This window comes from Pseudomonadota bacterium, assembly GCA_010028905.1.
In the GTDB taxonomy this organism is placed as follows: domain Bacteria; phylum Vulcanimicrobiota; class Xenobia; order RGZZ01; family RGZZ01; genus RGZZ01.
The window spans coordinates 1-11,657 of the sequence record RGZZ01000118.1; the positions used below are offsets into that span (position 1 = coordinate 1).

Genomic DNA, 11,657 nt, shown 5'->3' on the forward strand with positions numbered 1-11,657 from the left:
CAATACCCCCTCTCGGCCTCCACCGCCGCCCCCACTCGCGCGAGAGGACCCTTGCACCGTGCCATACATCCGCCTGGGAATCGGCCCCATCGGCTGGGCCAACGACGACCTTCGAGGCTGGGGACCCGACATCACGGGCGACCAGATCATGGCCGAGATGGCCGCCACCGGCTACAGCGGGTCAGAGATGTCGTACCTCTATCCCCAGACCCCCGAAGCCCTCGAAGACGCGCTCAACGAGCATCGACTGGTGCTGGCGGCCGCCTACCACTGGACCAACCTCACCCACGAAGGGCGCCTCGACGGAGAGCTGCGCAGGGCGCGCGAGCACGTCGACTTCTGTGCTGACGCAGGGGCCAAGTTCGCGCTGTTCGCCGAGGGGGGCGGAAGCCTGCACTGGGACGCCGACGGTCCGCGAAGCACCATCCGCCCGTTCAACGACGCCGCCTGGGCACGGCTGGCCAGCGCCCTCAACGAGCTCGGGGCCCACGCCCGCGATCGGGGCATCACCGCGTGCGTGCATCCCCACGCGGGCACGGCGCTCGAGCGCCAGCCCGAGGTCGAGCGGCTGCTCTCGCTCACCAGCCCGAGCCTGGTGCACTGGTGCCTCGACACGGGGCACGCCGCCCTGGCCGAGACCGACACCCTCGGCATGATCCGCGCGCACGCCAACCGCATCCGCTACGTGCATCTCAAGGACGTCCGCGCCGACGTGGCGCAGCGCGTGCGCGCCGAGAAGCCTGCGTTCACCGAGGCCATTCGATGGAACGTGTTCGGCGCGCCCGGCCAGGGAAGCCTCGACTTCAACGCCATCATCGGCGCGCTGCTCGAGAACGACTACGAGGGCTGGCTCATCGTGGAGGCCGATCAAGACCCCAACACCCACCCCGCCTTCGACGTGGCGCGCAACGCCCGCGCCTTCCTCGAGCAGATCCTGGAGAAGCACATGGTGACCCTCCCATGACCACCCACCCCGCCTTCGACGTGGCGCGCAACGCCCGCGCCTTCCTCGAGGATATTCTCGAGACGCACTTGGTGATGCTCCCATGAGCCGCGACATCGCCTTCGCTGTGCTGGGCGCGGGGCGCATCGGCGCCCTGCACGCCGACAACCTCGCCCGGGCCATCTCCGGCGCCCGCCTCGCCGCGGTCATGGACGCCGACCTCGAGCGCGCCCAGGCCGTGGCGGGTCCGGGGTACGCCACCGACAGCCTCGACCGCATCATGGCCGACGGTGAAATCGACGCGGTGCTCATCGCCTCGCCCACCGCGGCACACGCCCCCCAGATGATCGCCGCCGCGCGCGCGGGCAAGGCCATCTTCTGCGAGAAGCCCGTGAGCCTCGATCTCGCCCGCGCCATCGAAGCCGTCGACGCGGTGAGAACAGCAAACGTACCGTTCCAGATCGGCTTCCAGCGCCGCTACGACCACGGCTTCGAGGCGGCCCGCCAGCACCTCGACGAAGGGGCCATCGGACGCCTCGAGATGTTCCGCGCCCTCACCTGCGACCCCGAGCCGGCCCCGTTCGCCTATCTGGCGACATCGGGCGGCATCTACGCCGACATGGCGATCCACGACATCGACATCGCCCGCTTCTACGGCGGCGACATCGTCGAGGTGACGGCCATGGGCGAGGCCCTCATCGTGCCGGAGCTTCAGACCGTGAGCGACGTCGATACCTCGATTCTCACGTTCCGCTACGCCAGCGGCGCCATCGGCGTCATCCAGAACTCCCGTCGCGCCACATACGGCTACGAGATCCGCACCGAGCTGATGGGAGCCGAGGGCAAGCTGGTCATCGAGGAAGAGCGGGCGACCCCCATTCGTCTCTACAACCGCACCGGCATCCACGGCGACTTCCACGGCTGGTTCATCAAGCGCTTCCGCGACGCATACCGCGCCGAGGTCGAGGCCTTCGTGTCGGCGGTGAGAGAAGGGCGCCCGGCTTCGCCCGGCCTCGACGACGCCCTGGCCTCGCTGCGGGTGGCTCTTGCGGCGACACGCAGCTTGAAGGAACGGCGCAGCGTGCGCGTCGAGGAGGTGGGCTGAGATGACCCCGCCGCATCTCGACCAAACACCCGCCGACGTTCCCCATTTCAAAGAAACACCCGTCCACCCCCCGCACGAAGGCAGCCGCATCTCCATCGAGCCTGGCCCTCTCGCGGTCGACATCTCGCCGACCCGCGCCGGCTGGCAGCAGCTCACCTTTCGCGTGCATCGGGTCTCATCTGACGCACCCCTCGAGGGGCGCACGGGCAACGAGGAGGCCGTCATCGTGGTGCTGCGCGGCAGCGGCACCCTCGAGATCGGCGATCAGCACCTCACCTTCACCGGACGTGACGGCGTGTTCGCCGGGCTTCCCCATTTCGGGTACGTGCCGCGCCAGACATCGTACCGCTTCACCCCCGCCGCCGGAGCCGACGCCGAGGTCGCCTGGGGAAGCGCCCCGTGCGTGACCGATCACGCCCCCCGCATCTGCACGCCCCACGATTGCACCGTCGAAATGCGCGGCGCGCGCAACGTCGAGCGCCAGATCACCCATCTCGTCGACCCCGGCTTCGGCTGCCAGCGGCTGCTCTGCGTCGAGGTCTACACCCCCAGCGGCAACTGGTCGTCGTACCCCCCGCACAAGCACGACACGCATGACCTGCCCAACGAGGTGGCCCTCGAGGAGATCTATCACTACCGGATGGCGCCCGACGGCTTCGCGCTGCAGCGCCTCTACGACGACACGCACGATGAGGTGGTGGTGGCGCGCGACGGCGACACGGTGCTGGTGCGTCACGGCTACCACCCCGTGGTGGCCGGCCCTGGCTACGACGTGTACTACCTGAACATATTGGCGGGCGACCACCCGGCCTGGGCCGCGGCCGACGACCCGCAGCTGGCCTGGGTTCGCCAGATCTGGAACAGCCGCACCCCGCTGCGCCTGCCCATGCAGCCGTGAGCCGCCGCTTCGATCTCGTCTCGGTAGGCCGCTGCATGGTCGACCTGTACTGCGACCAGGTGGGCACCCCGCTGTCACACGGCCAGTCGGTGTCGATGTACACCGGCGGCTGCCCCACCAACATCGCGGTGGGTGCATCGCGCCAGGGGCTGCGCGTGGCCATGCTGACCCGGGTCGGCGACGACGACACGGGGCGCTTCGTCATCGAGACTCTGCGCCGGGAAGACATCGACACCGGGCACATCACCGTCGACCCCAACGCGCGCACGCCCATGGTCATGGCCGCCATGGAGCCCCCTGACCGCTTCCCCCTCACCTGGTACCGCGAGCGCGCTGCTGATCTCGAGGTCGACGTGAGCGACCTCGACGACGCGCTGCTGGGCGACACCACCGCGGTGCTGCTGTCCGGCAACACCCTGTCGCGCCCCCACGGCGCCGCCGCCGCGCGCCATCTCATCGAGCGGTGCAAGGCCCTCGGCACGCGGGTGGTGTACGACATCGACTTCCGCCCCGCGCTCTGGTTCACCGAGAGCCCCGCCATACCCGATGGCGCAAGCCGCTACACGACACGTGCCGCTGTGCCCCCCGCCGAGATCGCCGCCACGCTGCAATCGGTTCTTCAGGGCGTCGACCTGCTGGTGGGCACCGAAGAAGAATACGTCGCCCTCATGGGCATCGATGACGCCGCTCAGGCCTTCGACGCCGCACGCGCACGCATCCCCGGGACCGCCATCCTCAAAAAGGGGAAGGACGGGGCGATGGTGGCCCCGCCCAACGCCCTCGCCGTGTCGGCCGGCGGATTCTCCGTGCGCGTCTTCAACACGCTGGGCGCGGGGGACGCGTTCATCTCGGGGTTCCTCGCGGGCTGGCTGCGCGACGCCCCGTTCGAGCAGTGCCTCGCCCGCGCCAACGCCAGCGGCGCCATCGTGGTGACCCGCCACGGCTGCTCGCCCGCCATGCCCTACGACGCCGAGATCGCCCACTTCCTGGCCCACACCGCGCCCGCGGGCCTCTCCCCGCAAGACGACCCGCGGCTGCAGCGCCTGCACGCGGCCGGAAGCCGACCGCCGAAGCGTCGCCCGCTCTGCGTGCTGGCCATCGATCACCGCACGTGGTTCGAAGATGTTGCGGGCCCAGGTAGAGAAGCCGACATCGCGGCCTTCAAGCACCACGCCGTCTCCGCGGCACGAGCGCGATTCGAGCGAGAGGGGTGGATGCACGCCTTCGGCGTGATCATCGATTCGCAGTTCGGGGAATCGATGCTGCGCGCGCTGCGTCGCGACGACGCCGTCTGGCTCGCGGAGCCCATCGAAGTGCCCGGCGTCTTTCCCCTGCAGGTGATGGGACCGGGGGGAGACGCAGGGCTCGGCCTGCGTGAGCGTCCCCGAGGCGGCGCGGTGAAGGTGCTGCTCGCCTGCACCACCGACACGACGGTGCAGGCGAGGCAGGTGTCGCTCATGCAGCAGCTTCAGGCCGCCTGCAACGCCTGGTCGCGTGAGCTCCTGCTCGAGCTCATTCCACGAGAGTGCGAGGTCGACATCGCCGCCTGCATGCACGAAATGCTCGACGCGGGCGTCACCCCCGACTACTGGAAGCTGCCCCTGCCCGCCACCGACGCAGCCTGGAAGGCGCAGCGCACCGCCGTCGAGCGCGACCCCGCCTGCCATGGTGTGCTCTTCCTCGGCGGTGCCCAGCCCCTCGACACCCTCGCCGAAGGCCTGGGCCGCTACGTGAGCGACCCCTTGGCGCTCGGCTTCGCGGTAGGCCGAACCCTGTTCGAGCGCCCGTTCAGGGCCCATCTCGCGGGGGCGCCCGAAGACCTCGATGCCTTGGCCGACGAACTGATCCGGCTGGCACGGCCGTGGGTGGAGGCCTGAATCGCGCCTGCGCAGGGCACCCGACCTGCGCGAGCGCCGGCCACAGACGTGGCCTCGGCGGCTCCGATCAGACGGCTACTTCATCGCCTCGATGGTCTCGATGAGGGCCTGCGGTCCGCCAGGCAGATAGCCGGTCTTCCCCACCGTCTGCCCCTCGGGTGAGAGAATGAACAGCGTGGGGAACCCGGCGATGTTGAACCGCACCTGCAGCTCTGCGTTCTGCTTCTTCAGCGCATCGCTCTGGGCGATCTGTCGAGGGAAGTCGATCTTCACCAGAATGAGCTTGCGCGCGGCATACGCCTTGAACTCGGGCGTCTGGAACACCTCGGCATCGAGCTTCTTGCACCAGCCGCACCAGTCAGACCCCGTGAAGTCGAGCAGCATGCGCTTGCCCGTGCTGCGCGCCTGACTCGAAGCCGCGTTGAAGTCTTCGAGCCACACCGCCTCGCCCGCAGCGCTGTCACCTGCGCTGGTGCCCTGGGTCTGCGCGCCACTCGGCGCCTTAGCAGCCGTGGTCTGCCCCAGCGAGAACACCGCCTTCCCCCCTGAGAGGCCGTACTGCATCTGGGGCTCGAGACGGGTTAGATCGCGCCACCCCAGATAGGCGACCCCGTCGACTGTCACCAGACTCGTCACCTTGACATCCTTGCCGTCCCAGGTGACCACCGATTTCGACGCATCGACGCTGGCCTTGCGACCCAGCGCCGCAGCGATGGCCAGCACCGGGAAGACCCGATGGCGACCGCTCTCGAGAAAGCTCGCCCCCGTCACTGCCTTGCTGTTGACCGTGACCGTTCCACCCGGCTTCCAGGTGGGGGTCTCGGCAAGCACGCTTGCGGTCAGTGACGCGAAGACGAGCGCCGTGCAGAGAAGCGTTCGCATGTCGTGATCCTCCCGATGCTGATGCGGTTTGACGCGAGCGGCTACTTGATGGCGTCGAGGGTCTTGATGAGGGCCGACGGGCCGCCCGGCTCATAACCGGCATGACCGATCTGCTTGCCGTCCGGCGAGAGGATGATGAGCGTGGGATACCCCTCGATGTTGAACTGCTTCTGCAGCTCCTGGTTCTGCTTCTTCACGGCCGCAGACTGGGGGACGGAACGGGGAAAGTCGACCTTCACGAGAACGAGCTTGCTGGCCGCGTACTTCTTGAACTCAGGCGTGGCGAACACCTCGGCGTCGAGCTTCTTGCACCAGCCGCACCAGTCTGAACCGGTGAAGTCGAGGAGCACGCGCTTGTGCGACGCCTTGGCCTGGGCGAGGGCCGCCTTGTAGTCTTCGATCCAGCCATCTCCGCCCTTCGACGGGGCGGGCGCAGCATGCAGCGCCGAAGCGAGCATGAGCAGAGCAACGAATGAGTAGAGGATGCGACGCATGAAGAGATGACCTTTCTTGCTCGGGGTACGGGCTCGTGCGTGACCGCTCGGCGTCGCTCAGCGGTATCGAGGGCGCATCACTGCGCCCTCCGGGTGCTTCACAACGAGGAACAGTGGAATCGGCCTGGCCCGCGGGGAGGGTTCACGAAGAATCCTCTCCCCTCCTCTGCTCGACGTCGAAACCGTGTTCAAAGTTTCGCAAGAGGAACCCCGGTCGCCTGTGCAGAATCTCGCGCCAAGGAGCATTCCCCCCCATGATTCCTTCGCAGCGCCCCCTCGGCACCTCTATCCCCCCCAGCAGCGCGACCGAAGCCTGGAGTCCCAGCTCTGACGTGGCCATCAGCCAGGCCATCTCGAAGTGGAAGCTCGACCAGGTGGGCTGGCGAGGCTTTGAGTCACTCCCCTGGGTGACGGCCCTGCACGAGAAGTATCCCGACGTGAAGCAGATCGCCAGCACCTGCAGCAGCCGAAACGAGCGCTACCGCGATGAGGTGACGACCCTCGTCGCCCACATCGATCGTCGTGACTTCGGCGATGTGAAGTCGTACTTCGTGGGAAAGCTGGCCCTCGAAGAGCTGTCTTGCCGCCGCAGCGGCGCGGGGGCGGGCATGTGCGACAAGCGCACCGCGTTCATGTCGATCTTCGAGATGCTCAAGCAGGGGCCGCCCGCGGCGACCTGAAGCCGTCCGGGTGACCCGCGTGCGGGGCTACCCCCCGGCCCGTGGCTTCTTGGCCGTTCCCGTGGTCATCGCGCTGCTCACGGTGTAGATGTGCTGCTGAATGATTCGCGCGTCTGTCGGCGAGATGTCGTCAAAGCGCAGCCCGACATCGTGAGCGCTCTGCCCAAGCGTCTTGCACCAGACCACTCGGCCGTTGACAATCACCTGAGGCAATGTACCCTGAGGAATGATGCGAACCTGGCATCTCCCCGCGTCATCCGGCCAGGTGGTTGACCGCATGCGAATCCCGTCTGGCGAGATCTCGATGGCAACAGCGTGCTGCCAGGGCTCGTCGTCAGCGATCCGAAACTCAACCCGCACCGCCTGGCGCAAGCGGAAGCGCAAACGGCGGGTCGCGTCGGAAGCCCCATCCTCAACGAGACTGGACAGCACCTCTTTCGTGTCACGGGTCGGCTCTGTGAAGTGGAGGCCAGCAACCCAGGCCCCCCCCCGCAGCTCGGTCTGCCACGGCACGGTGACCGATGCCTCGAGATAGTCGTCTTCGCCACCGGTTGCTTCAGCGCCCAGCTCGCGACGATGGATGCGAAGATTGAACGGCACCCCGACCGGCAGCGCCTCGCTGCTGTTGATGCGCCACCCGGTATCCGAGACATCGAGAAGACAGAGGTAGATGTCGGTACTCTCGTTGGTTCCGACAACCTCGGCTCGAATGGGAACCTCGACTGGAGCGCTCTTGCGCTCTGTGCGACGGCGCTCCAGGACATCGGCATCCGCTGAGGGGGTGTTATCGAACATATCAGGCATGGTACTTCGCCCCAATCACGTGTGTCTCTCAAGCGTGCTGAACCGGACGCAGATCGAATTTGACACAACTAGCCAGATTCCTCGAATTCACCTCGTTCAAGGTTTGAAACGCTGTTTCCCGCATTCTTTCAGCCCGCTCGGGTACCCTGGAGACACGGTTGCTTGCTGCAGGAGAAAACATGACAGTCCCCCCCATTCCCAAGTCTGTTCCTTCCCCTCTCCAGCGCGTGTCAACGTCTGATCCCATCGGCGCAAACACCGCCTCGCGCCTCTCCGCCGTCATGCCACACGATGTGAGTCCCGCGCTCGGCTCGCACGGGGAGCGCAAGAGTGACGGGGTGTCGCGTGTACTGCTCGATGCCTTCTGCCCCACCGAGGTCTACCGAACCACCACCCCCGATTACGTTCCCTCTCGACGCTGGGCCTTTGCCGAGCACGTCGCGGCAGGAACGGCAGCCTTTGCGTCCGGCGCCGCCATGGCCGGCGTGCTCGGCATCGACCCCGTCTGGGGAGGAGAAGCCATGGCCACCTTCGACATGCTTCGAGAGCAGGCCAAGGAATCCACCGCCATCTTCGCTTCTCGCCTGTCTCCCATGGCCGAGCGGAATCCCCGTGCCTGGCTTCTGGCCGGCACCATCGCGAGAGAGACGGGCCGCGTGGTGGAATCGATGTCTGCGGTGTGCCCCGACGCACTCCTGCCGCTGGCCCTGACCGGATCCGTGCTGGTAGGGGCAGGCAAGAGCGTCGACACCGCCGTGTCGGCGGGCATCGACGTTCGCCAGGCTAAAACAGACAATCTCGCCGAGGTATGCGCCAAGAACAGCAACCAGACCATGGTGGCCAAGACCGCGGGTGGATTGCTCGGCCTGGGCATTCATGCCGCCTTCGGTGCCGCCCTCGGCGCAGGCTTCGGCCCCGCCCTGTGCGCCTCGGCCGCCACCGCGGCGGTGCTGGCGTCGGCACGTTCGGTAAGCGCGCTGAACGAACATCCCGTGAACGAGGACGCCCTGCGTCGCATCACCGATGCCCTCGACCGTGGCAGACGAATGCCGGGACCGGATGCCGGCCACGTCTGGCGCGAGCTGACCACCCTCACCCACAACCAGCGCTATGTGGTGGGCCAGAGCATCGCCCCGCTGCTCAAGAGCCCCGACTGGTTCGAGAAGATCCGATCGATCCACGAAGGACGTGCCTATCTCCTCGACCTGCAGAAGGGTGAGCCCTACATCGTGATGCGCGAGGGCGCCACGGCAAGCGACCGCCTGCAGGCCGTGCTGCAAGCGGTCTACGTCGAGCGGCTGAAGAAGACGCCCGCGTTCGCGCGAATGCAAGGCACGAAAGCCCAGGAATGGCTCCTCGAGGAGAGCGCGCATCGGTCGGCGGGCGACATGTCAGTGCTCATCGACGAGATGGCGTCTGCGGGATGGAACGCCGACAAGCTCCGCTTCGCCGACAAGGGCGTGCGCGCGGTCTGGTAACCGCATACAGGTAGCCGCCCGCTGCGCGCGTCGAACCGAGGGTGAATTGTGGGCGTGCGCAGCAAGAGCCCCGGCAAAGCGAAGATTCTCGCTCACTTTGCCGTCACACGCAGCAGGAGGAACAGCCCTGCTCGGCAGAATCCCTGCGCCGCATGCTCACTGCAGAAAGAGAGAGCGCCCAGCGCCCCCGACAACGCGACGGCTCGCTGCTGCGCTATCCAGAAGATCGCATCCCGGTCGTCATCTTCTTCACGTTCTTCGCGGCCGACCTCATGGTCTGGGCCTTCTCGAAGACGTGGTGGTTCCCGGTTCTCTGGTGCGTGGCGGGGTTCATCCCGAAGGGCTGGGTCTGCTCGTGGAACCACAACCACCAGCACGTGAACATGTTCAAGAGCCCTTTCTTGAACCGCGTTCTCGAGCTCGGCTTCGCGCTGCAGACCGGCGTGACAACGAATGCCTGGCTGCTGCACCACGTACTGGGACACCACCTGAACTACCTCGAACCTCTCAAAGACGAGTCTGGCTGGATGAATCCGGACGGCACCTCGATGGGCATGTGGGAGTACACCTGGAAGAACACCCTGGCAGCCTATCCTCGCGTGTGGCAGGTGGGCGGAAAGCACCCCCAGCACCGGCGCGTGTTCTTCTGGGGCTTCGTCACCACCGCACTGGTGCTGATGGCGCTCATCGAGCGCCACCCCTACAACGCGATCTTTGTCTACGTGATTCCGATGTTCGTCTCGCTGGCGGGAACCATCTGGGTGACGTGGTTCCACCACGCCAACCTCCCCACCGACAACGCGATGGTCGCGAGCACGAACACCCTCGACCCGCTGTACAACTTCTTCACCGGAAACCTGGGCTACCACACCGCCCACCACTACCGCCAGGCCCTGCACTGGTCGAAGCTCCCCCAGCTGCACGCCGAGCTCGAAGGGCGCATCCCTGCGAGCACCTACCTCGAGGCGGGGTTCCCCATCAACTGGATGCGAAAGGTGCTCGGGCCGCACAAGCGCTGAGGCCTGCCGCGCGCGAAGTGGCCACAGCGGCACGCGGTGCCCCACGCCCCACTGCGACACGTTGCGACCTCCGAGATAGATGCTCGTGCGCTCAGCGAACCTCGACCTGCGTGCCTACGGGGATGATCTTGTGAAGCTCCCACGCGTCGTGGGGGAACATGCGCATGCACCCGTGAGACTGGGCCGACTTGCCAATGGAGCTCCACTCGTTCTGCGGAACGCCGTGGAAGAGGATGTCAGACTGACCGAGCCGCAGCGCTGCCGGGCCCAGGGGATTGTGGGGACCGGGCTTCACGACGTGCGCGTTCCTCGCCCAGGACGAGGCGGGAGGAAACCACGTGGGCTTCTCGCGCACCTGACCGATGGTGAACGTTCCCTTGGGTGTAGAGTTCCCCGCACGGCCGTTCGAGAAGGGATAGGTCTTGATGAGGCGATTGCTGCTGGCATCGCGCAGCTCGACCTGGTGCTTCGTGAGGTCGGCCTTGAGCACGACCTTCGAGGGAATTGCGCGATAGAAGGAAGGATCGTTCAGATCGACGGTCTGGCCCTTCTCCCAGAACGTTCGGTTCCACAGAACCCCGAACGTGGTATTGTCGACGCGACCGGTGGTAGGCAGATGGTTGGCTTGCTGAAAGCTTCGGACAGCCTGCTCGGTCTGCTCGTCGTACGCAGGGGTAACCTTCACCCCAGGCACCCACTTCGAAAGCGCGGACGTGAGACGCTCGACAACAGGTCCTTGACTGCCTCGCTGCAGCGGGTGCGCATGCAGGTCGACGTGATTCGTGGGGGTCTCTTGGCGGGTCGCGCGCTGGATGAGCGCGCCAACGAGGTCTGCTTTGTTGCGGCTCGTGAGCGCGGTCGACACCGAGGACGCTTCAGACGCTGGTGTGAAAGCCGACGCCGCCTGCACCGGCCCGGAGGTCACGGTTCCTGCCACGATTGCGCCGACAACCGCTGCGGTTCGCAACATCGTGATGGCGCTGAGACCGCCTCGCAGCGACTCGGGCGTCAGGTTGCCCGTCGTCGAGGCTCCGCTGAGACCGCTGCTCGATGTTGAATTCAGGCCAGCCTTACCCTCGCCTTCGAGACAGACGGTATCGTCACCGCGCGTTGGAGAGGTCGTTCCCTCTTCCCCGACACGCATGCGCAGTGCGCTTCCGGCCGAGTCGGATGGTTGAAACCATGGAGTAGCCAGTCTCGAGATGTTCACGGGAAATTCTCTCTCCTGTCGACACCAGCGTACCCCATTTGTCTGAACGAAGTCTCAAAGCCTCGTCTAGGCCTCAGTCGCCCCGCTCTGGCCTAAACCATCCAGCGAACGGCTTTTTCGCACTGCCGGGCGGCGGGCCGTCTTCGGTCAACACGGGCCCCGCTCAGGGGGCAGAATCCGTTCTGCGCTCAAAGCGAAGCGCGTCGGCCTCGCCAATGACGACCTCAGCCGTTGTGTAGACAGGACATCCCTCGACCAGATGCCCAC

General features: G+C 66.5%; 11 protein-coding genes. 7 read left to right on the top strand and 4 right to left on the bottom strand.

The genetic code is table 11. The annotated features are described in order from the left end of the window. Positions 1–58 precede the first annotated feature (58 nt). The 4 genes from EB084_10330 to iolC all read left to right on the top strand — a co-directional run bounded on the left by EB084_10330 (position 59) and on the right by iolC (position 4,823). Positions 59–964, top strand: a complete 906-nt coding sequence (locus EB084_10330) for a myo-inosose-2 dehydratase (GenBank protein NDD28648.1) — start codon at positions 59–61, stop codon at positions 962–964. Positions 965–1,046: 82 nt separating this feature from the next. Next, the gene (gene iolG / locus EB084_10335; GenBank protein ID NDD28649.1) at positions 1,047–2,048 is read left to right on the top strand and encodes an inositol 2-dehydrogenase; all 1,002 of its coding nucleotides are present in this window, start codon (positions 1,047–1,049) and stop codon (positions 2,046–2,048) included. A 1-nt stretch (position 2,049) separates the two neighbouring features. Continuing rightward, positions 2,050–2,946 (top strand): 5-deoxy-glucuronate isomerase, encoded by an 897-nt coding sequence (iolB, locus tag EB084_10340; GenBank protein ID NDD28650.1) that lies wholly within the window; start codon positions 2,050–2,052, stop codon positions 2,944–2,946. Next, on the top strand, positions 2,943–4,823 hold the full coding sequence (gene iolC, locus EB084_10345) for a 5-dehydro-2-deoxygluconokinase (GenBank protein NDD28651.1): 1,881 nt from the start codon (positions 2,943–2,945) through the stop codon (positions 4,821–4,823). Before iolB ends, iolC begins: the two co-directional genes overlap by 4 nt. Before the next feature lie 75 nt (positions 4,824–4,898). Here the strand turns inward: iolC and EB084_10350 are convergent, their stop codons facing one another. Next, entirely contained in the window at positions 4,899–5,705 is an 807-nt protein-coding gene (locus tag EB084_10350; protein NDD28652.1) for a DUF255 domain-containing protein, read from the bottom strand. Positions 5,706–5,746: 41 nt separating this feature from the next. Beyond that, positions 5,747–6,199 (bottom strand): DUF255 domain-containing protein, encoded by a 453-nt coding sequence (locus EB084_10355; protein NDD28653.1) that lies wholly within the window; start codon positions 6,197–6,199, stop codon positions 5,747–5,749. Positions 6,200–6,453: 254 nt separating this feature from the next. On the opposite strand from EB084_10355, the gene EB084_10360 reads away from it, so the two are divergent. After that, on the top strand, positions 6,454–6,879 hold the full coding sequence (locus EB084_10360) for a hypothetical protein (protein ID NDD28654.1): 426 nt from the start codon (positions 6,454–6,456) through the stop codon (positions 6,877–6,879). 27 nt (positions 6,880–6,906) lie between these two features. On the opposite strand, the gene EB084_10365 is transcribed toward EB084_10360, so the two are convergent. Further along, positions 6,907–7,683, bottom strand: a complete 777-nt coding sequence (locus tag EB084_10365; GenBank protein NDD28655.1) for a PilZ domain-containing protein — start codon at positions 7,681–7,683, stop codon at positions 6,907–6,909. 179 nt (positions 7,684–7,862) lie between these two features. On the opposite strand from EB084_10365, the gene EB084_10370 reads away from it, so the two are divergent. Both EB084_10370 and EB084_10375 read left to right on the top strand, forming a co-directional pair. Continuing rightward, positions 7,863–9,161, top strand: coding sequence for a hypothetical protein (locus EB084_10370; GenBank protein NDD28656.1), 1,299 nt, complete (start codon positions 7,863–7,865; stop codon positions 9,159–9,161). A 152-nt stretch (positions 9,162–9,313) separates the two neighbouring features. Beyond that, on the top strand, positions 9,314–10,180 hold the full coding sequence (locus EB084_10375; protein NDD28657.1) for a fatty acid desaturase: 867 nt from the start codon (positions 9,314–9,316) through the stop codon (positions 10,178–10,180). A 91-nt stretch (positions 10,181–10,271) separates the two neighbouring features. Here the strand turns inward: EB084_10375 and EB084_10380 are convergent, their stop codons facing one another. Further along, positions 10,272–11,324 (bottom strand): murein L,D-transpeptidase, encoded by a 1,053-nt coding sequence (locus tag EB084_10380; protein ID NDD28658.1) that lies wholly within the window; start codon positions 11,322–11,324, stop codon positions 10,272–10,274. Positions 11,325–11,657 lie beyond the last annotated feature (333 nt).

Excerpts from the sequence above, each read along its gene's own strand:
- iolG (NDD28649.1), top strand. The coding sequence starts at position 1,047 with ATGAGCCGCGACATCGCCTTCGCTGTGCTGGGCGCGGGGCGCATCGGC.
- iolB (NDD28650.1), top strand. The coding sequence starts at position 2,050 with ATGACCCCGCCGCATCTCGACCAAACACCCGCCGACGTTCCCCATTTC.
- EB084_10350 (NDD28652.1), bottom strand. The coding sequence starts at position 5,705 with ATGCGAACGCTTCTCTGCACGGCGCTCGTCTTCGCGTCACTGACCGCA.
- EB084_10355 (NDD28653.1), bottom strand. The coding sequence starts at position 6,199 with ATGCGTCGCATCCTCTACTCATTCGTTGCTCTGCTCATGCTCGCTTCG.
- EB084_10360 (NDD28654.1), top strand. The coding sequence starts at position 6,454 with ATGATTCCTTCGCAGCGCCCCCTCGGCACCTCTATCCCCCCCAGCAGC.
- EB084_10365 (NDD28655.1), bottom strand. The coding sequence starts at position 7,683 with ATGCCTGATATGTTCGATAACACCCCCTCAGCGGATGCCGATGTCCTG.
- EB084_10370 (NDD28656.1), top strand. The coding sequence starts at position 7,863 with ATGACAGTCCCCCCCATTCCCAAGTCTGTTCCTTCCCCTCTCCAGCGC.
- EB084_10375 (NDD28657.1), top strand. The coding sequence starts at position 9,314 with ATGCTCACTGCAGAAAGAGAGAGCGCCCAGCGCCCCCGACAACGCGAC.
- EB084_10380 (NDD28658.1), bottom strand. The coding sequence starts at position 11,324 with ATGCGTGTCGGGGAAGAGGGAACGACCTCTCCAACGCGCGGTGACGAT.